General features: G+C 62.7%; 26 protein-coding genes and 1 pseudogene. 17 read left to right on the forward strand and 10 right to left on the reverse strand.

The window, feature by feature from the left end:
• Window positions 1-368: carboxyl transferase domain-containing protein (locus HZR81_RS15780; protein ID WP_500128668.1), on the reverse strand; the 368-nt coding region annotated here is incomplete at its 3' end.
• 111 nt (window positions 369-479) lie between these two features.
• Window positions 480-1,643 (reverse strand): isovaleryl-CoA dehydrogenase, encoded by a 1,164-nt coding sequence (locus tag HZR81_RS15785; RefSeq protein ID WP_500128669.1) that lies wholly within the window; start codon window positions 1,641-1,643, stop codon window positions 480-482.
• Window positions 1,644-1,963: 320 nt separating this feature from the next.
• On the opposite strand from HZR81_RS15785, the gene HZR81_RS15790 reads away from it, so the two are divergent.
• From HZR81_RS15790 to HZR81_RS15835, 10 genes and pseudogenes are all read left to right on the forward strand, one after another.
• Window positions 1,964-2,986, forward strand: coding sequence for an apurinic/apyrimidinic endonuclease family protein (locus HZR81_RS15790; protein WP_500128670.1), 1,023 nt, complete (start codon window positions 1,964-1,966; stop codon window positions 2,984-2,986).
• A gap of 393 nt (window positions 2,987-3,379) precedes the next feature.
• Entirely contained in the window at window positions 3,380-5,062 is a 1,683-nt protein-coding gene (locus HZR81_RS15795) for an AMP-binding protein (RefSeq protein WP_110776101.1), read from the forward strand.
• A 57-nt stretch (window positions 5,063-5,119) separates the two neighbouring features.
• Entirely contained in the window at window positions 5,120-5,725 is a 606-nt protein-coding gene (locus tag HZR81_RS15800) for a peroxidase-related enzyme (protein ID WP_253752138.1), read from the forward strand.
• A 103-nt stretch (window positions 5,726-5,828) separates the two neighbouring features.
• A pseudogene (locus HZR81_RS15805) lies at window positions 5,829-7,091 on the forward strand (OprD family porin).
• A gap of 310 nt (window positions 7,092-7,401) precedes the next feature.
• On the forward strand, window positions 7,402-8,178 hold the full coding sequence (locus HZR81_RS15810) for an ABC transporter ATP-binding protein (protein ID WP_500128671.1): 777 nt from the start codon (window positions 7,402-7,404) through the stop codon (window positions 8,176-8,178).
• Complete coding sequence (locus tag HZR81_RS15815; RefSeq protein WP_013983780.1) at window positions 8,175-8,891, forward strand: ABC transporter ATP-binding protein; 717 nt, start codon at window positions 8,175-8,177, stop codon at window positions 8,889-8,891. The genes HZR81_RS15810 and HZR81_RS15815 overlap by 4 nt, the downstream gene beginning before the upstream one ends.
• A 77-nt stretch (window positions 8,892-8,968) precedes the next feature.
• A complete protein-coding gene (locus HZR81_RS15820; protein WP_500128672.1) occupies window positions 8,969-10,186 on the forward strand; it encodes an ABC transporter substrate-binding protein in 1,218 nt (405 codons plus the stop codon).
• Between the two features lie 69 nt (window positions 10,187-10,255).
• Window positions 10,256-11,143 carry a branched-chain amino acid ABC transporter permease gene (locus HZR81_RS15825; RefSeq protein ID WP_063540105.1) on the forward strand — a complete coding sequence of 296 codons (888 nt, stop codon included), beginning with the start codon at window positions 10,256-10,258 and terminating at the stop codon, window positions 11,141-11,143.
• Between the two features lie 2 nt (window positions 11,144-11,145).
• Complete coding sequence (locus HZR81_RS15830; protein WP_063540104.1) at window positions 11,146-12,153, forward strand: branched-chain amino acid ABC transporter permease; 1,008 nt, start codon at window positions 11,146-11,148, stop codon at window positions 12,151-12,153.
• A 108-nt stretch (window positions 12,154-12,261) separates the two neighbouring features.
• Entirely contained in the window at window positions 12,262-12,459 is a 198-nt protein-coding gene (locus tag HZR81_RS15835; protein ID WP_063540103.1) for a hypothetical protein, read from the forward strand.
• Window positions 12,460-12,672: 213 nt separating this feature from the next.
• Here HZR81_RS15835 and HZR81_RS15840 read toward each other — a convergent pair whose 3' ends face one another.
• The 3 genes from HZR81_RS15840 to HZR81_RS15850 all read right to left on the reverse strand — a co-directional run bounded on the left by HZR81_RS15840 (window position 12,673) and on the right by HZR81_RS15850 (window position 14,588).
• On the reverse strand, window positions 12,673-13,896 hold the full coding sequence (locus HZR81_RS15840) for a type II toxin-antitoxin system HipA family toxin (protein ID WP_313305843.1): 1,224 nt from the start codon (window positions 13,894-13,896) through the stop codon (window positions 12,673-12,675).
• On the reverse strand, window positions 13,893-14,204 hold the full coding sequence (locus HZR81_RS15845) for a helix-turn-helix domain-containing protein (RefSeq protein WP_017936956.1): 312 nt from the start codon (window positions 14,202-14,204) through the stop codon (window positions 13,893-13,895). The genes HZR81_RS15840 and HZR81_RS15845 overlap by 4 nt, the downstream gene beginning before the upstream one ends.
• 144 nt (window positions 14,205-14,348) lie before the next feature.
• Complete coding sequence (locus tag HZR81_RS15850) at window positions 14,349-14,588, reverse strand: helix-turn-helix domain-containing protein (RefSeq protein WP_011806687.1); 240 nt, start codon at window positions 14,586-14,588, stop codon at window positions 14,349-14,351.
• A gap of 145 nt (window positions 14,589-14,733) precedes the next feature.
• On the opposite strand from HZR81_RS15850, the gene HZR81_RS15855 reads away from it, so the two are divergent.
• The 6 genes from HZR81_RS15855 to HZR81_RS15880 are packed head-to-tail and all read left to right on the forward strand — an operon-like array spanning window position 14,734 to window position 17,204.
• Window positions 14,734-15,123, forward strand: coding sequence for a hypothetical protein (locus tag HZR81_RS15855; RefSeq protein WP_245218681.1), 390 nt, complete (start codon window positions 14,734-14,736; stop codon window positions 15,121-15,123).
• Window positions 15,113-15,388 carry a hypothetical protein gene (locus HZR81_RS15860; protein ID WP_500128673.1) on the forward strand — a complete coding sequence of 92 codons (276 nt, stop codon included), beginning with the start codon at window positions 15,113-15,115 and terminating at the stop codon, window positions 15,386-15,388. The genes HZR81_RS15855 and HZR81_RS15860 overlap by 11 nt, the downstream gene beginning before the upstream one ends.
• Before the next feature lie 17 nt (window positions 15,389-15,405).
• Window positions 15,406-16,050 carry a hypothetical protein gene (locus tag HZR81_RS15865; protein WP_500128674.1) on the forward strand — a complete coding sequence of 215 codons (645 nt, stop codon included), beginning with the start codon at window positions 15,406-15,408 and terminating at the stop codon, window positions 16,048-16,050.
• A complete protein-coding gene (locus tag HZR81_RS15870; RefSeq protein ID WP_124126660.1) occupies window positions 16,047-16,463 on the forward strand; it encodes a hypothetical protein in 417 nt (138 codons plus the stop codon). The genes HZR81_RS15865 and HZR81_RS15870 overlap by 4 nt, the downstream gene beginning before the upstream one ends.
• Window positions 16,460-16,936, forward strand: a complete 477-nt coding sequence (locus HZR81_RS15875; RefSeq protein ID WP_500128675.1) for a putative molybdenum carrier protein — start codon at window positions 16,460-16,462, stop codon at window positions 16,934-16,936. Before HZR81_RS15870 ends, HZR81_RS15875 begins: the two co-directional genes overlap by 4 nt.
• On the forward strand, window positions 16,923-17,204 hold the full coding sequence (locus HZR81_RS15880) for a hypothetical protein (RefSeq protein ID WP_500128676.1): 282 nt from the start codon (window positions 16,923-16,925) through the stop codon (window positions 17,202-17,204). Before HZR81_RS15875 ends, HZR81_RS15880 begins: the two co-directional genes overlap by 14 nt.
• Here the strand turns inward: HZR81_RS15880 and HZR81_RS15885 are convergent.
• Entirely contained in the window at window positions 17,185-18,759 is a 1,575-nt protein-coding gene (locus tag HZR81_RS15885) for an AAA family ATPase (protein WP_500128677.1), read from the reverse strand. The genes HZR81_RS15880 and HZR81_RS15885 overlap by 20 nt on opposite strands.
• 129 nt (window positions 18,760-18,888) lie before the next feature.
• On the opposite strand from HZR81_RS15885, the gene HZR81_RS15890 reads away from it, so the two are divergent.
• Window positions 18,889-19,599, forward strand: a complete 711-nt coding sequence (locus HZR81_RS15890; RefSeq protein ID WP_500128678.1) for a hypothetical protein — start codon at window positions 18,889-18,891, stop codon at window positions 19,597-19,599.
• Here HZR81_RS15890 and HZR81_RS15895 read toward each other — a convergent pair.
• From HZR81_RS15895 to HZR81_RS15910, 4 genes are read right to left on the reverse strand one after another with little or no spacing between them, the layout of a single operon-like run.
• Window positions 19,585-20,448, reverse strand: coding sequence for a DUF7281 domain-containing protein (locus tag HZR81_RS15895; protein WP_500128679.1), 864 nt, complete (start codon window positions 20,446-20,448; stop codon window positions 19,585-19,587). The two genes, HZR81_RS15890 and HZR81_RS15895, sit on opposite strands and share 15 nt — an antisense overlap.
• A 2-nt stretch (window positions 20,449-20,450) precedes the next feature.
• On the reverse strand, window positions 20,451-23,204 hold the full coding sequence (locus tag HZR81_RS15900; RefSeq protein ID WP_500128680.1) for an Mks condensin complex protein MksF: 2,754 nt from the start codon (window positions 23,202-23,204) through the stop codon (window positions 20,451-20,453).
• Entirely contained in the window at window positions 23,204-23,818 is a 615-nt protein-coding gene (locus tag HZR81_RS15905; RefSeq protein ID WP_023446980.1) for a condensin complex protein MksE, read from the reverse strand. The genes HZR81_RS15900 and HZR81_RS15905 overlap by 1 nt, the downstream gene beginning before the upstream one ends.
• Window positions 23,815-25,074 (reverse strand): MksB family condensin complex protein, encoded by a 1,260-nt coding sequence (locus HZR81_RS15910; RefSeq protein WP_500128681.1) that lies wholly within the window; start codon window positions 25,072-25,074, stop codon window positions 23,815-23,817. Before HZR81_RS15910 ends, HZR81_RS15905 begins: the two co-directional genes overlap by 4 nt.
• Window positions 25,075-25,348 lie beyond the last annotated feature (274 nt).

A 25,348-nucleotide genomic window follows, 5' to 3' on the forward strand; every position in this document is an offset into this window, starting at 1 on the left:
TTTACGGTCAGCGGGTAGTAGGTGCCGCCTTTCACGGTGGCGTCGTTGGCGATGATCATGCACTCGACGCCTTCGACGCGGCCGATCCCGGCCACTACGCCGGCAGCAGCGACGTCTTCGCCATAGACCTCATGAGCGGCCAGCGGCGCGAGTTCGAGAAAGGCCGAGCCGGCGTCGAGCAGGGTATCGATGCGCTCGCGCACCAGGAGCTTGCCGCGTGAGACATGGCGCTGCTGGGCGCTGGCGCCGCCGCCTTCGCTGACACGGCCGAGCAGGGCGCGCAGGTTGTTCACCTGTTCGAGCATGGCCGCGCTGTTGGCGGCGAACTCCGGCGAACGGGTATTGATCTGGGTGTGCAGGATGGCCATGGTTGGCTCCGTTCAATTCCATCATGGATGGCTGTGCCATCCACCGACTGCGGTGGAAAACGCTTCGCGGTTTTCCACCCTACGAGGGTTGGGCGTTGTTCCGCCCGCAGCTCACCTGGATTCGTTGAACAGCTCGCGTCCGATCAGCATCCGGCGGATCTCGCTGGTGCCGGCGCCGATCTCATAGAGCTTGGCGTCACGCAGCAGGCGGCCGGTGGGGAATTCGTTGATATAGCCATTGCCACCAAGGATCTGGATCGCCTGCAGGGCCATCTGCGTGGCGTTTTCGGCGGTATAGAGGATCACCCCGGCGGCGTCCTTGCGGGTGGTCTCGCCACGGTCGCAGGCCTGGGCGACGGCGTAGAGATAGGCGCGGCTGGCGTTGAGCTGGGTGTACATGTCCGCCACCTTGCCCTGGATGAACTGGAACTCGCCGATGCTCTGGCCGAACTGCTTGCGGTCGTGGATGTAGGGCACCACCACATCGAGGCAGGCTTGCATGATCCCGGTCGGGCCGCCGGCCAGCACTACGCGTTCGTAGTCCAGGCCGCTCATCAGCACCTTGACGCCGCCGTTCTCGGCGCCCAGCACGTTCTCTTCCGGCACCTCGACGTCATCGAAGAACAGCTCGCAGGTGTTGGAGCCACGCATGCCGAGCTTGTCGAACTTGTTGCCGCGGGAGAAACCTTTCCAGTCGCGCTCGACGATGAACGCGGTGATGCCGTGCGGACCCTTGTCCAGGTCGGTCTTGGCGTAGATCACATAGGTGTTGGCGTCCGGGCCGTTGGTGATCCAGGTCTTGCTGCCGTTGAGCACGTAGCGGTCGCCACGCTTTTCGGCGCGCAGCTTCATGGAGACCACGTCGGAGCCGGCATTCGGCTCGCTCATGGCCAGCGCGCCGACGTGTTCGCCGCTGATCAGCTTGGGCAGGTAGCGGGCCTTCTGCTCGGGGTTGCCGTTGCGGTTGATCTGGTTGACGCACAGGTTGGAGTGGGCGCCGTAGGAGAGGGCGACCGAGGCCGAGCCGCGGCTGATCTCTTCCATCGCCACCACGTGGGCCAGGTAGCCAAGGCCGGCGCCGCCGTATTCCTCGGAGACGGTCACGCCGAGCAGACCCATCTCGCCGAATTTTCTCCACATGTCAGCCGGGAACAGGTTGTCCTGGTCGATGGCCTCGGCGCGCGGCGCCAGCTCGGCGGCGACGAAGGCCTGGACCTGTTCGCGCAGCATGTCGATGGTTTCACCGAGGGCGAAATTGAGGCTGGAGTAGTTCATGGGGCCACCTGCTTGTCTTGTAATTGTTCTGTGTTCAGAGAATTCGTGCATCCGGCGGGTTCCGGCCGGCGCTCCGGTCGCAGCCTGAGCGCCTTCGGGAACTGGCTGCTCGCTGCTTTACGTTAACGTAAAGGTCCGCCAGCGGTCTGTCAACATGCCAGCGGGCGGCATTCTGCAAGCATAGGTGCACGGCAAGGGCGGTGCCGCCGGTCATGGATGCCGCGGGTGGTGTTTCGTCGGCGGTCGGGCACTCGGCTCGACGCGGGCGGGACTAAACAGGCAAGGGTCGGAGCGCCGGCCTGTCATCGACGAGGAACTCCATGCCCCGTATCGGCTTCGCCTGCATGTATCGCCATCCGCAACAGAGCCTCTCGCTGAAGGAACTGGAGCGCATCGAGCGCACCTTCAACCCGCGCAGCACCACGCTGCGCTGGATGGCCTCGGCGGGGTGCGAGGCGGCCGAAGCGAAGCTCGAGGAGATCGTCGAGCACAACCTGAACGCTCAGCGGGTGTTGCTCGAATACGTCGCCACGTTGCCGCCGATGCTGCGCATGTTGCGGCTGTCCAGCGACCTGCTGCCGTTCTACAGCCATGCCGAGATCGCGCCGTTCTACCGCCGCGCCGAAGTGCAGAGCCGCCTCGAGGCGGGTTTCGCCGCAATCGGCGAACTGGCGCGGGCCCACGACATCCGCCTGTCGATGCATCCCGGCCAGTACTGCGTGCTGGGGTCGGACAAGCCGCAGGTGGTGGAGAACAGCCTGGCGGAGTTCGAGTACCACGCCGACATGATCCGCATGATGGGTTATGGCCGGCGCTTCCAGGACTTCAAGTGCAACCTGCATATCGCCGGGCGGCTCGGCGCCGAGGGCGTGCGTGCCGTGTGGCCGCGCCTGTCGGCCGAGGCGCGCCAGTGCATCACCTTCGAGAACGACGAAAAGACCTATGGCCTGGACGATTGCCTGAGCCTCGCGGACCTCGCGCCGGTGGTGCTGGACATCCATCACTGCTGGATTCACGAGGACCGCTACATCGAGCCGGACGACCCGCGCATCGAGCGTATCCTGGAAAGCTGGCGCGGCGTGCGGCCGACCATGCATTACTCGCAGCCGCAAGAGAGCCTGATGGAGCTCGGCTTCGCGCCGGAGCGGAAGCTGGAAATCCCCGAGTTGCTGGAGCAGGTCAGCAAGCGCGACCTCTATGCGCACAGCAAGCGCATGTGGAACCGCTGGACGAATCGCTATGCGTTTCAGTTTCTGGATCGCTTCGACATCATGCTCGAAGCCAAGGACAAGAACCTCGCCGCGCTGGACTTCCATCACGAGTACCAGCACGAAAGTACCTGACGGTGCCGTGGCCGGCCGATGCGGTTATAGCCTCGGCTCGTTCTGGTGGGCTGAAGCCCACCCTACAACGGTGCCGTGATGCCTGCTGCACCGTAGCGGTTCGACTGGCTACGATCTCCCAGTAGGGTGGGCTTTAGCCCACCAAGGCGCACCGCAGTTTCCGTGAGAGGAAAGCACATCAGCGAGGCGCGCCACTAAGGCTGCAGCCAGGTTGCACGTCGGCAATGCTGGCCATTTGGCTATGTGCTGTCCCTCGACTTTCGCCTACCCCGCGACATGTTGTCACTTAGTTACCTTTACGTTAACGTAATCGTGGCCTAGGGTGACTGTCAGCAGCGCCAGCGCCCTTGCGAAGCACGCCTCATAACAAACATAAGACTGAGGAACATCGTCATGAGTCTTCCGAGCTATACCTGCGGTCCGCAGAGCAAACCCCTGCTGCCCATGACCATCGGCGCGGCGTTCGATCGTACCGTGGAGCGCTTCCCCCAGCGCGAGGCCCTGGTGGTGCGCCATCAGCAACTGCGTTACACCTGGACGGAACTGGCAGAGGCGGTGGACCGTTGCGCGCGTGGCCTGCTGGCCCTCGGACTGCAGGCTGGCGAACGAGTGGGCATCTGGTCACCGAACAATGCCCAGTGGTGCATCACCCAGTTCGCTACCGCGAAGATCGGCGTGGTGCTAGTCAACATCAATCCCGCCTACCGCCTCAGCGAACTCGAGTACGCCTTGAAGCAGTCCGGCTGCCGCTGGCTGATCTGCGCCGATGCCTTCAAGACGTCCGATTACCACGCCATGCTCCACGAGCTGCTGCCGGAGCTGGAAAGCGCCGCCGTCGGCGCCCTGCAGAGCCATATGCTGCCGGAGCTGCGCGGGGTGATCAGCCTGTGCGACAAGCCGGTGGACGGCATGCTGCAGTGGCAGGCGCTGATGGAGATGGCTGAGCAGGTCGGCCCCGAGCAGTTGCGCCAGTGCGGCGAGCGCCTGCAGTTCGACGACCCCATCAACATCCAGTACACCTCCGGCACCACGGGCTTTCCCAAGGGCGCCACGCTCAGCCACTACAACATCCTCAACAACGGCTACATGGTCGGCGAGAGCCTCAGGCTGACCGAGCACGACCGCCTGGTGATCCCGGTGCCGCTGTACCACTGCTTTGGCATGGTCATGGGCAACCTCGGCTGCGTCACCCACGGCACCACGATGATCTACCCGAGCGCTGCCTTCGAGCCGCTGGCCGCGTTGCAGGCTGCGGCCGAGGAAAAGGCCACCGGCATGTACGGTGTGCCGACCATGTTCATCGCCATGCTCGACCATCCGGAGCGCCAGTCGCTGGACCTGAGCAGCCTGCGCACCGGCATCATGGCCGGTTCCACATGCCCGATCGAGGTGATGAAGCGCGTCATCGACGACATGCACCTGGCCGAAATGCAGATCGCCTACGGCATGACCGAAACCAGCCCGGTCTCCACCCAGACCAGTGCCGATGACGACCTGGAGCGCCGCGTGACCAGCGTCGGCCGCACCCAGCCGCACCTGGAAAGCAAGATCGTCGACGAGCACGGCGCGGTGGTACCGCGCGGGCAGATCGGCGAACTCTGCACCCGCGGCTACAGCGTGATGCTCGGCTACTGGAACAACCCGGACGCCACCCGCGAGGCCATCGACGGCGCGCGCTGGATGCACACCGGTGACCTCGCGGTGATGGACGACGAGGGCTACATCAAGATCGTCGGCCGCAACAAGGACATGATCATCCGCGGCGGCGAGAACGTGTACCCGCGCGAGATCGAGGAATTCCTCTTCACCCATCCGGCGGTGGCAGACGTGCAGGTGATCGGCGTGCCGGACAGCAAGTTCGGCGAGGAGATCGTCGCCTGGGTCAAGCTGCACCCGGGCCATCAGGTCGAGGCCGAGGTGCTGCGCGAGTTCTGCAAGGGCCGCATTGCCCACTTCAAGACGCCGCGGCACATCAAGTTCGTCGACGACTTCCCGATGACCATCAGCGGCAAGGTCCAGAAGTTCCGCATGCGCGAGATCAGCGTAGTCGAGCTGGGCATCAGCGAGCAGCACTGACCGGCACCGGCCGGGTTCGCTCGGCCGGCCATTCGCTCATCCGAAAAGGAGCTTTCCATGGCGCTGCCTATTGCTCGGTCGATCAGCCGTTTTCCGCTGCCCGACAGCCTCGACACACTGCCCTCCGACGTGCGCGAGCGGATTCTTGCCGTGCAGGAAAAGGCCGGTTTCATTCCCAACGTATTTCTCATGCTGGCCCATCGGCCGGCAGAGTTCCGCGCCTTCTTCGCCTATCACGATGCGCTGATGGAGCGCGAAGCCGACAGCCTGACCCAGGCCGAGAAGGAAATGATCGTGGTCGCGGTCAGCGCCGACCACGGCTGCCTGTATTGCGTGGTCGCCCATGGCGCGATCCTGCGCATCCTCGCCAAGGACGCGCAGCTGGCGGACCAGATCGCCGTCAATTACCGCACCGCGCCGATCTCCGAGCGGCAGCGCACCATGCTCGACTTCGCCCTGCACCTGGCCGCCGGCCGTGGCGTGCTGGACGACGCCTGGCAGGCACGCCTGGAGGCCCAGGGTTTCAGCCTCGATGACATCTGGGACATCGGCGCCATCGCCGGACTGTTCGGCCTCTCCAACCGCCTGGTGTCCATGGCGCGCACCCCGCCCAACGACGAGTTCTATCTGCTGGGCCGCGTGCCCAGAAGCACCGCGCGCTGAGCGCGAGCACCGCATTACCGCATGACGTGGTAATCCGAGCCCGGGCAGTTCGCAGTCGGGCTCAACAGCTGCATCAACGATCACAACAACAAGAGAGAAAGCTATGCAACTGAAACCAGCAAGCCGAACCGTCCTGTCCGCCAGCATCGCGGCCATCGCCCTCGGTGCATCGAACGTGGCCTCGGCCGCTTTCATCGAAGACAGCAAGGCCGCTGTCGAACTGCGCAACTTCTACATGAACTGTGACTTCCGTTCAGGGGACGGCCAGTCCAAGGCCGAGGAGTGGGCCCAGGGCTTCATGCTGAAAATGGAGTCCGGCTACACCGAAGGCCCGGTCGGCTTCGGTCTGGATGCCATCGGCCTGCTCGGCGTCAAGCTCGACTCCGGCTCCGGTCGCGGCGGCACCGGCCTGCTGCCACGCTCGGCTTCCGGTGAACCGGCGGACGACTACGGCACGGCAGGCCTGACGGTGAAGGCCAAGCTGTCCGCCACCACGCTGCACGTGGGGACCCTGCAACCGGTGATTCCGGTGCTGATGCGCAATGACAGCCGCCTGCTGCCGAACATCTATCGCGGTGCCTGGCTGCAGAGCAAGGAAGTCGCAGGCCTCACGCTGGATCTCGGCATGCTCGATCGCACGAGCTACCGCGACTCTTCCGATTACCAAGAGATGACGGTGTTCAACGGCGGGCTGCGCAACATTACCTTTGGCAGCAATACGACGAGCGACGAGTTCCTCTTCGCCGGCGGGCGCTACGACTGGTCGCCACAATTGGCTACCAGCTACTACTACGGCGGGCTGGACGGCATCTACGACCAGCACAACCTCAGCCTGGTCCATGTGCTGCCGATCGGCGAGTCGCAGAGCTTCAAGACCGACCTGCGCTATGTGCGCTCAACCGACGATGGCGGCAGCAACGTCGACAACGACGCCTTCGGCGCGCTGTTCACCTACAAGCATGGCGGTCACGCTTTCACCGGCGGTTACCAGCACATGAGCGGCGATACCGGTTTCGCCTACGTCGCCGGCGGCGATAACGCGTTGATCAACCTGCTGCAGATCAACGATTTCGGCAACCAGGACGAACGTTCCTAGCAGGTCCGTTATGACTACGACTTCGCCGCCATGGGCATTCCGGGATTGAGCCTGATGACCCGCTACGTCTCCGGCGACAACGTCGACCGCGGCGCCGGCGCCAGCGAAGGCAAGACCTGGGAGCGCAACACCGACATCGCCTACGTCATCCAGAGCGGTCCGCTGAAGAACCTCGGCTTCAAGCTGCGCAACGCCACCACGCGAAGCAACTTCCAGAGCGATCTGGACGAGAACCGCTTCATCGTCAGCTACAGCCTGCCGCTCTGGTAAGCACCAAGTCGCAGCAGCACCTCTCCTCGTTGGAATTTCCGGGCCGCATAGGCCCGGCTTTTTGCCTCGTTCGGAGACTTTCCTTCAGCGGTTCCGCGCCACGGGTGTGCCTGTGCCTGGGCGCAGAACAATCAACCAGATGGCGCCTGGGTAGTGGCGATTTGCCCAGATTTTTCGCGCCTTCCAGATCAATCACCCGTTTGAAAAAGCCACTTGCCGTTTACGGAAATCGGTTGTTATCGTTTACGTAAAGGTCATGCAGTGACCTGCGCCATAACCAACAACAACAATCAAGGTTAGAGGGCACCCCATGGAAGCAGAGTTCGTGCTGGAAACGCGCGGCCTGACCAAGGAATTCCGCGGCTTCACCGCAGTGGATTCCGTCGATCTGAAGGTCCGTCAGGGTCATATCCATGCGCTTATCGGTCCCAACGGGGCCGGCAAGACCACCGTATTCAACCTGCTCACCAAGTTCCTCACGCCTACCCGTGGCGAAATCCTTTATCGTGGCAAGAACATCACCTCGATGAAGGCCAACGAGATCGCCCGGCTCGGCCTGGTGCGCTCGTTCCAGATATCCGCAGTGTTCGGCCACATGAGCGTGCTGGAGAACGTGCGCGTCGCGCTGCAGCAGAAGATGGGCACCTCCTTCCACTTCTGGAAGTCCGAACGCAGCCTGCGCGAACTGGACGATCAGGTGATGCAGCTGCTCGCCGAGGTCGACCTGCAGGCCTTCGCCCAGACCCTGGCCGTCGAGCTGCCCTACGGCCGCAAGCGCGCGCTGGAGCTAGCCACCACCCTGGCGCTGGACCCCATCGTGCTGCTGCTCGACGAACCGACCCAGGGCATGGGCGGTGAGGATGTCGACATGGTCGTCGAGCTGGTGCGCAAGGCCGCCGCCAATCGCACGGTGCTGATGGTCGAGCACAACCTCAGCGTGGTCAGCCGACTGTGCGATCGCATCACTGTGCTGGCGCGTGGCTCGGTGCTTGCCGAAGGCGACTACGACAGCGTGTCGGCCAACCCGCAGGTGCGCGAAGCCTATCTGGGCAGCGAAGCCGCCGCGCTCGAGGAGGCCCACGCATGAACCCACCCATGGATCGCGATCAGCTGCGCATTAGCGACCTGCATGCCTTTTACGGCGAGTCGCACATCCTTCACGGTGTCGATCTGGTGGTTGGCCGCGGCGAGCTGGTGACGCTGCTCGGGCGCAACGGCGCCGGGCGCACCACCACGCTGCGGGCGATCATGAACATGGTCGGGCGGCGCACCGGCTCCATCGTGGTCAACGGCAACGAAACCATCGGCATGCCGGCCCACCAGATTCCACGGCTGGGCGTCGGCTATTGCCCGGAAGAGCGGGGCATCTTCGCCAGCCTGAGCGTCGAGGAGAACCTCTTGCTGCCGCCCACGGTGCGCAGCGGCGGCATGAGCCTGGACGAGCTCTACGAAATGTTTCCCAACCTGTATGAGCGTCGTTTCAGCCAGGGCACGCGGCTCTCCGGCGGCGAGCAGCAGATGCTGGCCATGGCGCGGATTCTGCGCACCGGCGCCAACCTGCTGCTGCTCGACGAGATCACCGAAGGCCTGGCGCCGGTCATCGTGCAGAAGCTCGGCGAGGTGCTGATCAAGCTCAAGCAGCGCGGCCTGACCATCGTCCTGGTGGAGCAGAACTTCCGTTTCGCCGCGCCATTGGCCGACCGTCATTACGTGATGGAGCACGGCCGCATCATCGAAGAGATCGAGGCGGCCGACCTGGATTCGAAAAAGGAGTTCCTCAATTCCTGTCTCGGGGTGTGAGCTTCAGGAAGCTGAAATTCCGGCCGCAGTGGATGCCGGCCCGAACCACAACAAAAACAATCGAGAGTGGTGAATACATGAGCTTTTTCCGCAAGCGCGCAAGCGCCATCCTGGCTGCTTCCCTGATCGCCACGGCCGCCCAGGCCGAGATCAGCAACGACGAAATCCGTATCGGCTATCTGGCCGACATGTCCGGTACCTACCGCGACCTCTCCGGCCCGGGCGGCCTGGAAGCGCTGAAGATGGCGGTGGAGGATTTCGGCGGCACGGTCGACGGCAAGAAGATCGTCGTCTTCCACGCCGATGACCTGAACAAGCCTGACGTCGGTGCCAACACCGTGCGTCAGTGGATCGATGAGCGCAACGTCGACATGGTGACCGGCATGGTCGCCAGCTCCGTGGTGCTGGCGGCGAGCAAGGTGGTGGAGCAGGGCGGCAAGCTGGCGCTGATCTCCGGCGCGGCGGCTTCCAGCATCACCAACGAGTTCTGCTCGCCGAACCACATCCACTGGACTTACGACACCTACGCGCTGGCCAACGGCACGGCAAAGGCGGTGCTCGCCGACGGCGGCAAGAGCTGGTACATCCTCACCGCCGACTACGCCTTCGGCCATGCCATGGAAGCCGACATCACCAAGGTGGTGGAAGGCGACGGTGGCAGCATCGTAGGCAAGATCCGCCATCCGTTCCCGAGCAGCGATTTCTCCTCCTACATGCTGCAGGCGCAGGGCTCCGGCGCCGAGGTGATCGCCCTGGCCAACGCCGGTGCCGATACGGTCAACTCGCTGAAGACCGCCAGCGAATTCGGCGTCACCCAGTCCGGGCAGAAGCTCGCCGGCATGGTGGTGTTCCTCAACGACATCCATGCCATGGGCCTGGACGTGACCCAGGGCCTGATGCTGACCACCGGCTGGTACTGGGACATGAACGAGGACACCCGCGCCTGGGCCAAGCGCTACTACGAGCGCACCAAGCGCATGCCGGGCATGGTGCACGCCGGCATCTACTCGGCGACCACCCACTACCTGAACGCGGTGAAGGCCGCCGGCACCGACGAGACCGTCGCGGTGCGTGCGCAGATGGCCAAGACGCCGGTCAACGACATGTTCGCCAAGGATGGGCGCATTCGCGAGGACGGCCGCATGGTGCACGACATGTACCTGGTGCAGGTCAAGACGCCGGCAGAGTCCAAGGGCGAGTGGGACCTGTACAAGATCGTTCGCACCATCCCCGGCGACCAGGCCTACCGGCCGATCGCCGAAACCCAGTGCACCAAGCTGGTCGCCAAGGACTGACCGGCTGATCCGCGCCATCACCCGGCCGGCGGCGGCCGGGTGCCACGGACTTCCTTTGGGTGGTGAACCATGACTCTCGTATTCGGCGTTCCTCTGAGCGTGCTGCTCGGGCAGCTGCTGCTCGGCCTCATCAACGGGGCGTTCTACGCGCTGCTGAGCCTGGGCCTGGCGATCATCTTCGGTCTGCTGCGTATCATCAATTTCGCCCACGGCGCGCAGTACATGCTCGGCGCCTTCGTCGCCTTCCTTGGGCTGAACTACCTGGGTGTGAGCTACTGGGTCGCGTTGTTGCTGTCGCCGTTGCTGGTGGGCTGCCTGGGCATGGCCATCGAGCGTGGGCTGCTGCGGCGCATCGCCAATGAGGACCACCTCTACGGACTGCTGCTGACCTTCGGCCTGGCGCTGATCGTCGAGGGCAGCTTCGTCAAGCTGTTCGGCGTGTCCGGCTCGTCCTACCCGATGCCGGAACTGCTGCGCGGCGGCTTCAACCTCGGCTTCATGTTCCTGCCGACCTACCGCGCCTGGGTGATCGTCGCCGCGTTGGTGGTCTGCCTGGCGACCTGGTACGTCATCGAACGCACCCGCCTGGGCTCGTACCTGCGTGCGGGCACCGAGAACCCCAAGCTGATGCAGGGCTTCGGCATCAACGTACCGCTGCTGGTGACCCTGACCTATGGCTACGGTGTGGCCCTGGCCGCATTCGCCGGCGTGCTGGCCGCGCCGATCTACGCGGTGACGCCGGGCATGGGTTCGAACCTGCTGATTGTGGTGTTCGCCGTGGTGGTGATCGGCGGCATGGGCTCGATCCTCGGCGCCATCGTCACCGGCATAGCCATGGGCCTGATCGAGGGCCTGACCAAGGTCTTCTATCCGGAAGCGGCCAACACCGTGGTGTTTCTGGTCATGGTGGCGGTGCTGCTGATTCGTCCTGCGGGACTCTTTGGTAAGGAGGCATGAGCATGACGAATCCGGCAAACGTGCAGGCCGCCTCGCTGCGGCAGGCCAGTGTGGTACGCGAGCGCAGGCATGCGGCCGCACGGCGGCAGAAGATCTTCTATGCGGTGTTGCTGGTGATCGCGCTGCTGGCGCCGCTGGCGGTGTACCCGGTGTTCCTGATGAAGCTGCTGTGCTTCGCCCTGTTCGCCTGCGCCTTCAACCTGCTGCTGGGCTACGCGGGGCTGCTGTCCTTCGGCCATGCGGCGTTCTTCGCTACCGGTGGCTACATCACCGGCTACATGCTGAGCAGCTACAGCGGGCTCAGCACCGAACTGGGCATCCTCGCCGGCACCCTGGCCTCGACGGTCCTCGGTGCGCTGTTCGGCATGCTGGCCATCCGGCGGCAGGGCATCTACTTCGCGATGATCACCCTGGCGCTGGCCCAGCTGGTGTTCTTCGTCTTCGTCCAGGCGCCGTTCACCGGCGGCGAGAACGGTCTGCAGGGCGTGCCGCGCGGGCACCTGTTCGGCCTGGTCGACATGCAGAACAACATGGCCATGTACTACTTCGTGCTGGCGGTGTTCGTGCTCGGCTTCGCCATCATCCAGCGCACCATCCACTCGCCGTACGGCCAGGTGCTCAAGGCCATCCGCGAGAACGAGCCGCGCGCCGTGTCGCTCGGCTACAACGTCGATCGGCACAAGCTGCTGGCGTTCGTCATCTCGGCGGCGCTGGCGGGCCTGGCCGGCTCGACCAAGACCGTGGTGTTCCAGCTGGCCTCGCTGACCGATGCGCACTGGCACATGTCCGGCGAGGTGATCCTGATGACCCTGCTCGGCGGGGTCGGCACCATCCTTGGCCCGCTGGTGGGCGCCACCGTGGTGGTGACGCTGCAGAGCTACCTGTCCAACGGACCGCTGGGCGAATGGGTGCACGTGATTCTCGGGGTGATCTTCGTGCTCTGCGTGCTGCTGTTCCGCTCCGGCATCGTCGGCTGGTTGGAGCGGCTGGTGAAGCGCAACTTCAAATGATGCGGCGCTGCGGGGCCGTCCGGTTTGCGCCGGACGGTGCCGCCAGCGGCGAACCCGTTACCGGGATGCGTGCCTAACGTCCCAGGCCCCTTTTCAGAGGACAGCGCCATGCCTGGCACCGAACCCCAAGTGCAGCCGCAACCCTTCTGGCCCTGGCGAGCCGACGAATCGCCGCTCAACGACCTCGACGATGCCGAGAGCGACACCGAACTGGACGGCCCGGACGAGTTGCCGGATGAAGTGCTTGAACAACTCGAGAAGGTCGCTCCGCCGCCGGATCCGATGCCTGACCCCGGTCCGCTGTAAAAATCTCCGGCATCGATAGAAACGAAAAGGCCCCGATGAGTCGGGGCCTTTATCAAGCGTGCGGATAGACGTTGAACAGCGATTGTGACTGCAACTCATTGAATGAACAGTTCACCATGCTGCTCCATTAAAAAACATACTCATGTTTGTACTCAAAAAACTCAGCATTGAGTACGTTTAACCGTGATCTGGCGCCGTTGCGGCGGCTCGGATTCAGCTTTCCAGACGCCAGCGACAGGCATCAATGGTGGATTTTATCTGTTGCGCCAACATCTGCCTAATCGGAGCACGCTCAAATCGCTCACCCAATGAGCTTGCCTGCGGCAGCATCCGGTCGATGACCTCTTCCGCCCGTTTCCTTGGGATGCCACCTTCCTCCGCCAGACGCAATAAATGCCGGCGTTCGATGGCAGCACCTTCGCCGCAAACGTCCAGGTGATGCTGGCCCATCGGGCCTTCACTGAAGGTCAGGTCGAATGCCGGTGCCAGACGCCAGCGCCGGTCAGGCCCGAGACGCCACGCGAAGTTCTTGGGATGGTCGTCACGATTGTGGAAGAGCACATTGAAGACTGCTCGCGCGTAGGCTTTCTCCACTTCGCGCTCGTCGCGCGTCAGGAAACGGGTAGCCCGCAAGAAAGCGGTGTAGTCGGTGGCACCGGGCAGGCGAAAATCCACCTGCAACAATCCAGCCAGACTATGCACCGGGACACGTTGCCCACCTTCCCGGTCGAAGCGCGCGACGCCGAAGGCGGCCAGTTCAGGGCCAAGGTCGAACCAGCGACTTTCGGGCACTTCCAGTCCGCAATCCCGAGCCAACTCGACATAGAGCTGCTCGATGACGCAGACCTCCTTGTGTTCGTTCTGCGCCGGGAACTTGACCAGCCAGGGGCTGCCGGGCGCATCCGGACGGGTGCTGACCTGCCCGGTCATTGCGTCGTACTGCACCAAGGCCTTGGGCCTGGCCCCTTGCGGTGAGCCGCCGGTGAGCGCGAGCTCGCGCAGGGCTGCCCCCGCCTCGCCCGCGAGCGCGAGACGGCTTTGCTCGGCCAGCGCCAGCAAGGACCAGTCGGGCTCGTGGGCGCCGGCGTCGCTTGCCGGAACGAAGCGCAACGCGCCCATCGCGCGCTCACCAATGAAGGCCAGGCGGTCCAGTGGCCCGGGATGGCGCAAGCCGTGTTGACGGAACAGGCGATCCATCAGCAGCAAACCCCAGCCGTCAGGCAGACTGTCGGCTATTAGGCCCGGAAGGCGATGCAAATGGGTCGGAAAACCACCGTAGGCATCCGCACGCAGCTTGAGGTGCAAGGGCGACAGTTCCAAGCCCTGAGACAGAGCTTCGGGAGAATATTCGAAGAGCAGGGATTGACCGTCATCGGCCAGGCGTCCCAACGGCCAGTCTTCTCCCCAGCCGCAATAATGCACGGTAAGCAGCTTCATGATGTTCTCTTGCGCGGCGCACGCTGGCGGCGGCTGACAAGGTCCACCTGCTCCATCTGGGCGATGGATTGCCGTTTGAGCACGAAGAGATCGTCCAGCGCCTCCAGCAAGCCAAGTGCCTGCGCGACACGGACCAGCGTTTCCAGCGAGCACTGACCGTCGCTTTCGAGTTTGCGCAACGCCCCCAAGGACAGTCCGGCCATTTGCGCCAGTTCACGCTGCGTAAGCGATTGGGCAAGCCGCTGCTCGCGCAGACGAACACCCAGCGCGTGCAGGATCTCAGCGGGAGTTGAGAGATGAAAAGTCACTTTTATGACCCTTAACGCGGAAAAGATTGCGTAAATACCATTTTAGTGGACTTTACTTATTCTTGAAAGCAGATGGCTGCGATAGCTGCCGCGAGCGACTAGGCAGTGACCATCGTAACGTTACGATACCGTAGCGCTACGATGTTACGGTGCAGGCTCCTGTCCAGCCGCCGGCGCCTCCAGCAGTACTGAAGGCTCCACCCCCAGCGCCTCGGCCAGCTTGAAGATGTTGAGCAATGCGATGTTGCGCTGACCACGCTCAACACCCCCCAGATAGCTGCGTGCCAAGCCACTTTCCAGTGCTAGGCGTTCTTGCGACCACCCTCTGGTCTTTCTGATTTCTATCAGCTTCAGGCCGAAGCGTAGTCGGGGATCAAGGGCCATATTTCTCTCTTCTTTAAAGAGAAATGACTCTATGAGTACCCCCTCTATAGGGCTACGCCCGATAAGTACCCGCACTATGAGTGACAATTGAATGCAGTCCCCATAAAATGGCCTCTATAAGTAACAAAATGGGGGGAAATGACGTATGGCAAGCGTCTGGAAGACTGCGGGGGTGGGAGCGGCGGCGGGGCTGGCAGTTCCGGTGGCTGGGCTTTCAGGTCTTGCTGCCGCTGGTCTTACGCTGATTCTTGTACTGGCGATGGTCGGCGTGGGGCCTGCGCGCCTGTCACAGACATCGCTTTGGGGGCTGTTGACCAGTGAGCTGATGCTCTATCTGCTGATTTCGCTGGCGATCTTCACGCTGTCCTTCCGCTTTCTGGCACGTCTGCAGGCCCGCTGCCAGGCCCTTGTCGCCAAGCTCAACGCCCAGCAGGGGCTGTCATTCGATGCTGGACATCTCCTGGGTTATCCCGCGCCGGCATTCCTTGTTTTTGACCCGGAATCGCAAGATCGCGGCCTGCGATGTGGTCAATGACGCATACAAACTGCACGACTTCTCCTGGCTGCTCGGCTGGCGGATGACCTGGCGCGAGGTCGAGAGCATGGAGATGAACGGCGGTAGCCGTCAGGTCAACGCCAGCGGCATGAACGTGCCGACCTTCGAGCGCACGGTACGCGCGAAAGACTTCGCCATCGAGCTGCAAACCGCCGATCCGCAACGACCAGTACTCAGTTTTCCCATGAGCCGTCGGGCGGCGGAAATCTGGTGCGCCCGGCTCAATGCCATCTTCAACGGATAACCTCGCGAGGAACTGCGATGAAACACTACCGGAGCTTGCTGCTTCTGCCTTTTGTATTGACAGGTTGTGCCACAACCGACATGCAGGGGGCGTTGGATTCCCTGAACGGACTGGGACAATCCATTGGAACCAGTCTGGCGCAAGCGGCTACGCCCGCAAGCGCGGCAAGCCGCAACAGCTTGCTGGGCACTCCACTGCATAACGCCTTGCGCCACAATCTTTCTACCGACGGTCGCGCCCCGGAGTGGCCCAAGGTGGTGATCAGCAATCTGCAAATTCCGGCTGATCAGATGACGCTGACCCGCAGCCTCACGCTCAAAGCCAGTGATTGCATTCGCTTTGACGCAGTGCTCTGGCACGACGCCAAGCGCTCAGAGCGCTTCAGCAATCTGTCGCTTTGCGCGCCGGAGCTGCCGAAACAGTCGAACAACTTCGTGTTGACCTGGAAGAGCTTTTCCATCTCCGGCAAAACCAGCGGCCAGGTTCGCGGTGACGGGCCAATCCCCCCGTACAGTAAGCTGCCAAGCGACCCGGCGATGGAGCGCTGGCTGATGAATCAGTTCGGCCTTTACTATTTCGGTTCACTGCTGACGCTGGTCGGCTATGACCCCAACTTCACGGTCGATGATCGCCGCTTCTGGATCAGGAATATCAAGGGATGAACGCACTGCTACTGGCCGCCATGCCGGTGGTGCTGATGGATGGCACAGCCCCAGACTTCAACCGTTGGTTGCAGATCGAGCCGGCCATTGCCGCCGCCGTGGAGTGCCGCCACGTCTTGCCAATGCACGTATTGAACGGTATTACACCCGATGCTCCCGGCAGTTGGTCGCTGACGCCGGCGCGCAGCTTCACGACATTCGGCCTTCCGGTGACGCGTATCGAGCTGTTCATCGACCCGGATGGTGAATTGGGTGCGAGCTATACCGCAGTGATCGAAAAGCGCAGCCTGGCACAGGTGCGCAAGCAACTGAAGCTTGCCAGCCAGCGCGGACGCATCGGCCAGCTCTCGGCAGATCAGCCCGGCGCAGAGGTTCAAGTGAGTTGCGCGGTTGCCGCAACGGGGCAAGGGTGAGCATTCAGCGCATCCTCTCCGGCGGCCAGACCGGCGTAGACCGGGCGGCGCTGGATTTCGCCATTGCCCAGCAAATTCCGCACGGCGGCTGGTGCCCGGCAGGCCGACGGGCCGCTGATGGCATCCTGGCTGCTCGCTACCAGTTGGTGGAGGCCGAATCCAGCGGCTACCGCCAGCGCACCAAACGCAATGTGCTGGACTCTGATGCCACACTGATCCTTTACCGGAGCAGGCTCGAAGGTGGCAGCCTGCTCACTCGCGATCTGGCGACGGGACATGGCAAGCCACTTCTACTGTGCGATTTGCATGCCCCTACAGAAGAGCTGTTGGCGGCATGGCAAGGCTGGTTGCTTAGCCATCCCGTCGCTATTCTCAACATTGCTGGTCCGAGTGAAGCACGCAACCCCGGTATTTATCTGCAGGCGAGCGCACTACTGGAGCTTTTCTGGAGCACGGAACATGAGCCGATCTGATACCCGCTGCGCGACACCTTATATCTACTCGGGTGAGTTGCAGATTCGCCCCGAAGTAGATGCCGCGCTGGCTGCGCTGAAAGACAAACCATACACCGCCATCCCTAGCTGGAAAAATGACGGAACCTGGGAGCTGTGGACGGTGGAAGGTGACGGCGAAACCGAGCCCTGCATCATCAGCGGCCCATCGACAATCTATGCCAGCGAGGCCGATGCGCTGGCCGCCGGTGTGGCCTGGATCGCCAACCTCAATTCCATCCCTCGCTGACAAAGCCAACACCACGGTGGCTGATCTCCACCAGCGGCCTGATGTCTTGCACCTGGACGATTCCTCGGTCATCACGAGCTGCCGCGCCCAAGGCCCGCTGCAGAACCAGACGCACACTGCGCGGCGGCAAGGCTTGCAGACGGGACAGGACATCATCATCCAGCCTCTCGGCAAAGGCGTTGCCCCAGCTCGACTCGTCGCGGAGTCGGTTGTAAATCGACTGAGCAATGCTTCTGACCTGCTCCGGCCTGGGCGGTTGAATGTGCAACACCGTCAGCCGTGAGCGCAGCGGCCCCGGAATGGCATCCAGCTCATTCGCGGTAGCCATCCAATTCACATGACTGGCGTCGATGGCAAAGTCGCGGATCGACAGGTCGATGAAATCCCGCGCACTGCGCGGTTCCAGCAAGGTATAGAGCGCCGCCAGCGGATCGTATTGCGGTCGCCCGTTGCTGGCCTTATCCAGCTCATCGAGCGCCACCACCGGGTTGGCCAGTAGCTGGTAAGCCAGCAGCTCAAAGAGCTGGCCTGGCTCGGAATTGCTCCAGAACGATTCGGAACCTGCGAGCGGCGAACTTGATTGCGTACTTGCCATGTCGAAGACCCGAAACGGTAGCACGAGCTGATCGGCCAGCCAGCGTGCCGCCTCGGTTTTACCGATGCCCGCCGGACCGACCAGCAACACGGCAGGCCAGGACACGCGGCTATCGCCCAGGCTGGACAGGGCAAAGTGGTCACGTAGCAGCTCGGCCAGTTCATGGAAGTTTGGAAAGGCCTGCGCGAACTCATCCAGAAGGGCTTTCCAGTCCGGGGGCAGAAGGCCCAGTTGGCGGCTACCATGGCCCGCCCGCTTGATCCGCTCCGCCATCGCCTGCGCGCGCTTGAACTTGTCATCGCCTTTCGGTCGGTGGCGATCCACGAACGCCTCCAGCCCGGCTTCATCGACAAAGACGATGCTCGGCAAGGGCATTGATTTAGCGGTTTCTGTCGGCTGCTCCTGAACCTGCTCCGGTTTGGCCTTACTTGGGACGGGCTCATCTTCAACCGCTATGGCGGCGCGTACATCTTCGGTCGTCACCTTGCCCAGATCGTGCACCACCTGCTGTACACCCTGTTCGACGATGAGCTGGCGGCTGCGGCGCACTTCTTCGGCAAACAATCCTTGGATGCCGTCATGTTGCGGGCAGCGTTTCGGACGGATGCCGTCCCCGACAATCTGTACACCGCAGACGGGGCATTTTTGCAGCGAAAGGTGCTTGGTCTGGGCAATCAGATCGAACACGGCTGCTGCACGTTCGCTGTGGCGTCGCGGCGGCTGGTAATGAATGGCCAGGCGATCCCGGTTGCAGCTCACGGACAGCGAACCCTTGCGTGCGAGCACAGCGGGTGGCAGCAGGTATTCCACCTGGGCAAACAGATGTGCCACCACGGCCAGATGCCCTGGCGCGGGTTCGACGATCTGCCGGGCAAGCCAGGGATGCTGCTCTTTGAGTACAGCCATGGCGGCTTCGTATTCCTGCAGGCGCAACGGACGGGCTTGCTTTGGCTTGCGCATGATAGTCTCTCAAAATGTATAACTATAAGTTACTATAAAAACAATATGCGCGAATCGCCAAGCCCCGCGCGCTCGTCTTGTTGGTCAATAAGCCTTATAGTGATTTACAGTGAATCCAGAGAACCAAACATGCCAACCCTTGCCTCCGAACAATTGCCAGCCTTTGCCGCCGCCTTGATACGACTGCGCGGGGAAACGCTGGGGCGGATCGCCGAAGCCACTGGTATCCGCACCGCTAACCTCTCGGTCTGGCTGCGAGGCAAAGAACAGGTGATCTCCGCCAAACGTGTGGTCGGCCTGTTACATCATCTCGGTATGGAAGGCGGTCGCCTGCGTAGCGACGTGTTGCACCAGTGGCAGGATCGCGGGGCACTGGATGACAGCAGGCTCGTGCTAAGCCTGCTGCAGGCCAACAACCAGCCGGTGTGGTTGTTTCAGGATGAGCAGCCCGGGCTTATCAAAGCCCGCTTTCTGTTGGCTGGCGATGTGCTGATCCGCATGGAGATCGAGCCGGGTGTCGATCAAGCCTTGGATTTGGCGACTGTCGTCAGGGTGGATCGTGTCATCACCACGCCTGCGGCATTGGCCGGGGTGCCAATCGACTCGTTGGCATCAGCACACAACGTCCTCTTGGCGCTGGCGGAGCAGGCCGCAACGGACGTGGGTGACGAAGAACTGCTGGAAGGGCTGATGTTCCGTCTGACCGAAACATTAGGCAGTAATGTCACTTCAGCGCAGGGCTGGCAACAACTGGAGCAGGCGCTGAGGCGGTCCCTAGAGGCTGGCCTGGCCCCAGGTGACATTGCGAGCTTACTCAAAGGGCACCTACAGAACAGATAGCCAGACCGCTTCTTGTTCGAGCGCCAGTCCGGATTGGCGCATTTGTTCGGTTAACGGGCCCAGATAATCAGGCAACTGCAGAACAGCACTGGTGAACTCCCGAAGCGTATCCTGCCATAGCCGCTGGCTACCATAGCGTGCCAGTTTGCTTTGCCAGTCGGGCATCAGCCAGCATTCGCAAGTGTCGCCAAGCTGTGCAAAGAGTCGCGCGAAATTGGCCAGCCCCACGCCGTCATAGTCCGGGAACAGTACGACACGGCTTGCACGCGGGCGCTGCCCCAGCCAAGCGAGAAGCCGGCCATCAAGCTGTCCGCCGTAGTACAGCAGGGTGGCTTGCGTTCCTACTGGCAGCCAATCCGTGCGGTCAAACAGCGCCTGGTTCTCCACCAGCCAGAGCGGCTGCCCGCTTTGCCAGGTGTCGCCAGTTTCAATGCGCAGGCTGGTAGCCCCGAAGTGGTGCGTGAGCTGGCTGAGTGGCAGTTCGCTCCCGTGTTCGCCTTGCCGCCAGAGAACCTTTTCGCCAACGGCCTTGAGCAAGGGGTAGTAGCACTCATGCTGATGATTGCGCGCTTTGCTGTCGCGCGCGTGGGCGATGTGTTGCGCCCGCAGCGGCAGGTCGTCCGTGGCCAGCATCCCGACTTGGGGGGAGAGTGCGCTCAGATGGATATCGAATAGTCGCGGATCGCTGACACGGTAAACATCACCGCGCCCCTGACGCTGGCAGATTACCGCTCCTGTCTGCCGGGCAAAGCGATCCAGAGCGCTGCGCTGAGCGGCGGTGAAATAGCTGGCCGGCAGGGCTTGTTGGCCATGCAGTTTGAGCAAGGCTGCGCGCAGGGTTCGATCCATGCTCAGGCGTCCAGCGGTTCGATGATCTGCCAGCTATGACGGCTGATCTGGTTGCTGCCGTTGCGCGTGTGAATCGGCACGCAGTAGCGCACGGTGGTCAGCGGCGCGGGTGAGGCAAAAATCAGCGAGAAGCCGAACTCCGCCGCCGTGTCGATCAGGCTGCGCTGATTGCGGGCGTCCAGGGCCAGTGCCTCGTCCAGATAGCAGATGCCCTGGATAGGGCGACGCTGATCCTGCATCAAATGCAGCATCGCCAGCCCCGTCACCAGTTTGGCCATCAGCACGGTGCCATTGGAGGCGGCACTGTCGAGGTCATCGAAGGCTTCCGGCTCGCGGTCTGCCTTGCCGACCCAGAAGCGCAGGCGAAACAGGTCGGCCACGCGCAGGCCGTGGCGGGCATTGCCCTCTTCGATCAGCAGGGTCTTGGCGCGATTGAGCTGCTCGTCGTCAAGGACGCTCTGCTGGTTGAACAGCTCGAAGGTTTCGCCGCTGTCCACAGTGGCGGCGGTACTGATCAGCAGTTCGATGGCTTCGACCAGAATGGTTTCGTCTTCGGGTTCGATCTTGAACACTGCCAGATCGGAAAGTTGCCGGCCGCTGATCTTGCGGTTGAACTCGCGCATCCGGCGCTTGAAAGCAAACAGGCCGTCGCGCAGTTCGCGCAGGCAGGCGGCCACATTCACCACCGCCGAGCGTACTTTCTTTTCCAGGGCTTCGGCTTCCTGCGGCAGGTGATGGGCGAATTCAACGAGACGAACAATCTCGCTTTCCGGTTCGCCGACAAACTGATACTTGGTCAATCCGCCGCTATGGATTTCACCCAGCAGATGGCGGATCTGCTCATCCAGCTCCAGCAACTGGCGGCAGTCGACCTGATAGGTCTGCAGTCGCTCGGCCAGTTGCTCCAGCGCGAACTCGGGCTGGGCCAACCAAGGGCTGTGCGGCAGGTCGGCCAGCCAGGCGAAGGGGCCTTCGTGGTCGACTCGCTGATGACGGCGTTGCTCGATCTGCCGGTGTTGCTGCTGCAAGGCCGCCAAATCCTGTTGCCGCTGCTGCCGCTGCTGATCCAATGCGCGGTGCCGCTCTGCCGACTGCGCCAGACTGGCGCCGAGGTCGGCGAGCTTTTTCGCCAGTGTCTGCAGCCGCTCCTCGCGCTCGGCTTCGCTTTGCCGCAAGTCCTGCATGTGCGCGTAGTCCCGCAATTCGGCATCCAGTTCGGCTAGTTGCTGCTCCAGCGCTTGGCGTTGCTGTTTGACGTTTTCCAGAGCGAGGGCGGTGGCCAATTGTTCTTGCAGCTGAGCCTGCTGTTGCTGCAACTCCTGCTGCAATTCGCTCAGTTCCGCCAGGGTCCGTTGCTGATACTGTGCCGGCAGGGCTTCCAGCCGCAGTTGCAGACCAGGCAAGTTGAGTTGCCCGGCATCTGCATCGACCAAGGCCGCAAGCAGGGCCTTGCCATCAAGGCGGAAGTCCTCGCTGCCTAGGGTCAGTACCGGCTTGGCCAGCAGCTTGTTCAGCGCGTTGAGTTGTTCCGCAGATACGACGCCAGCCAGTTGCTGATAGAGGTTCTGCCCCTGGGTGCGCAACTCCTGCGCCAGCTGCGCGGATTCCCGTTCGATCCGGGACAGCTCGCGCTCGATGGCCGCAGGCGTGCGGCTCTGTGCCTGGCCGATCCGTACCACCAACGCATCCCGTTGTTCCTGCAGCTCGCGGCGGCGCGTCTCCAACAGGGCGCGTTCAGGGATCAAGGCAAAACGCTGCTGCAACGCGCGCAACTGTTCGCTTTGCTGGCGGAGCTGCTGTTGTTCCAACTCGCACTCTTTCTTCTCGCCAGCCGACTGCATATCGTGTTCGCGCAGGCGCTGCAGCTCGGTATCGCACTGCGCCAACTCATGCTGCAAGGTTTGCTGGCGGGTCTCGTAATGCTGTTGCCACTGGCCCAGTGCTGCGTCGATCAAGGGACGCCAGCACAGCAATTTGCCGCGCAACACCAGGCGGGCCTCCTGCTTCTGTTCCAGTTCGCCCAGGGTGGCTTGCAGCCGCACAGCGGCCAGGTACTGGCTGCGTTCGGCGTTGAGGTCGGCAAACGCCTTGTCCCATTCCGCCTTGAAGTCGATGCTGGCATCCGGCAGGTCACGCCGGAAAATCTGCAGCAGATAGTCCTTTACCTCGCTGGAGCGCAGTTTGTCCAGGCGCAGCGTGCGGGTCAGCACCCGCTGAAAAACGCTGGCATCGCTGGCGTGCTCCAGGCGGAAAACGCAGAAATCCTGCTGACTGGCGAGCTTGCGGCTGCGCCCGCCATACACCATGTCGGCAAATTCGCTGCTGCTGTAGCTGAACACCCGGCGCCCAAAGCTCGCCAGATGGCTGGCCAGTTGCGGTTGTGCCACCAAGGTGCCATCCGGCAGGCAGAACTCCTCGACCTTCAGCGGCCCGGCATAGGCGAAATACTCGTACTCGAAGCTTACCCCTTTGCCCACGCAGCCCAGCACTACGGTGCCGGACTCCGGCAGCGACACCTCCAGCAGCACATAGGCGCTGTTGTTGGGGAAATAGAAGCGCCGGCTCTTATCCACATCGTGCGCACCAAAATCCATACGGCGGCGGTCGATGATCAGCAGGAACTGCAGGGCATTGATCAGGCTGGTTTTGCCGGTATTGTTGGGCGCCACCAGAGAGACCGCACCATCGAGCGGCAGCTCGGCGCGCGAGTAGCCGGCACTCCCCAGCAGGACCAGACGTTGGAAGCCGTACTGCATCAGGTGTTCTCCTCGTCGTCTGGTGCATCCGCAGCCCAGTCATCCTCCGTTGGCACGCTCGGCTCGTCGCCATCGGTCTTGGCCGTCAACGCCAGGCTCTCGAAATGATCGAGGTAACGGCATACAGCGGGCAGCAGTCGCCAGCCCGCTGGCTCTGCCATGGCAAAGCCCAGGTTGCAGGCGCGGCCCAGCAGCTCCACCAGGGCGTCGGGGTTGAGGCCCTCGGCATCCAGCAGGTCTTGCTGTTGCTTGTAGACCTCGACCAGCCAGGCGCTGTCGATCAGCCAATCGGTAAAGCGCTGCAGGGCCTTGCCGGCGTTGGCCTGGGCATCGAAGATCACCATGAACAGCAAGGCCAGCTGGCGGCTGATCTTGCCAATGTTGCTGTTGGCGTCGCTGTTGTGAAACCAGGCAAAGCCCCTGGCATCCAGGCGCAGCTCGAACCCCAGCGCGGCAAACAAGCCGACATAGCTGGCCTCGTGCTGTTCCAGCTCCGCCCACAGCGCCGGCTCGGCCATGCGATTAAGGTGTTTGCCGGAGAGAAACAGGCGGAACAGCTCGGCCAATGCCGGCATTTGTGACAGCGCAGCTGCCAGAGCGTGTGGGATCGTCATTGCGGGATACTCACGCGGTGAGGGTGATGCAGGATGCGAATCGTCTGCAGCGTGATTCTTTCAGGCAGGCTGGCTGCCTCGAACTGCCAGCCGGGCTCATGTTGCAGGTCATGGAACAGGCGCAGCAGGGTGGCATCCTGCAGGTGGGCGTAATGGTTGTGCAGCCAATCGAGCAGATTTTCCACCGGCAGGCTGCGGGCCAGATGCGCACGAATGGCGGCTTCGTCCACCTGCTCTAGCAACGGAACGCCATCGCCGGGTTCATCCTGCGGAAAGGCCACCGCCTGCGGCTGGTATTGGCGCGCGGCAGCCATGACCGCCCGTACCTCATCGCCCAATTGCAATTTGAAACCGCGCTCATTGCGCCAGACGGGGAGTGCCGTGTCATCCGTCGAGCGCGACAGTGCGCGACGCAGCCCGCGTTTGCGCACCTGCCCCAACAGCAAGCTGATGGCACTGGTCAGTGCGTTGTGCTGACGCAGCTCTTCGCGCAAGGGCAGCAGTGTATCGGCGCACTGTTGCGCAACTAGCCGGCCAAAGCGCCGCAGCTCCTTGGCCTGATGCGCCACCTGACGCAACTGCAGGCGATGCGAGTAGAGCGCACCCTGCACCGACAATTGCTCTAGGCTCAAGTCGAGCGCACGCTCCGCTTCTTCCAGATGGCGGTAGAAAGTGCCCTGCGAGCCGCTGTCCATCATCTGGTTCATCGGCTCCACATAATGATCGTAGGCTTCCAGCACCTGGCGATAGCGCTGGCTGATCGGCATGCTGCTGTCGGCGCTTTTGGCGTTTTCCGCCAGCTCAAAGAGCGCGTGCCGGTCCTGATCGAGCTGCAGACTGATCTGGCGGAAGAGTTCTGCCAGCTTGTTGGCGGCTCCGCGCACGCGATCCATGTCGGCCCCGAGCATCCCTTCATTGAGTGCTTCGGTGGCTTCACGGATCGCAGCAACACGCGCCTGCAGTACGGCAGCCAGGCCCAGCTCATGTTCACGGGTGAGGCCGCGCACGAACTCCAGCACATAGGCATTGAGCTGCAGATCGCTGCTGCGCGGCAAGGTTTGCAGGATGTCCGCATTGACCAGGGCACGCAGCACCGCGCCCAGCGTTTCGGCATCCCGTTGCCCGGATACCTTGGCAATACCGTTCAACACCTGATCGCTGGTCAGCACGGCAAACTCGCGCGACAGCCGCACCAAAAGCTCCACGGTGTCCCAATGGGTGTAAAGCGCGTAGACCAGCGAGCGAGGGTTGGCCATGTCAGTTCAGTCTCCCACCACCGAGCAGGCATGCCCTGTGCGGCATGCTCTCACCCGCCAGCCGCACAGGGCGGCAACCCGGCGCATGGCCGCAGCGGGGTTTCATAAGGTGCTGGCTGGACGCATCGACCATTCGTTGTCCCCACGCCGCCGCGCCCGATTTCTGGCGAAATCGAGCCCAGCGGCCACATTCTTTGTGCTCTCGAGAGCCAGCACAAAGAATCTGCTCATTGTGCTGGGGACAAGCGACTCTCGGGCTGCGTCCCGGCCGGAA

The organism is Pseudomonas sp. LM13 (genome assembly GCF_041381355.1).
Taxonomy (GTDB): domain Bacteria; phylum Pseudomonadota; class Gammaproteobacteria; order Pseudomonadales; family Pseudomonadaceae; genus Stutzerimonas; species Stutzerimonas frequens.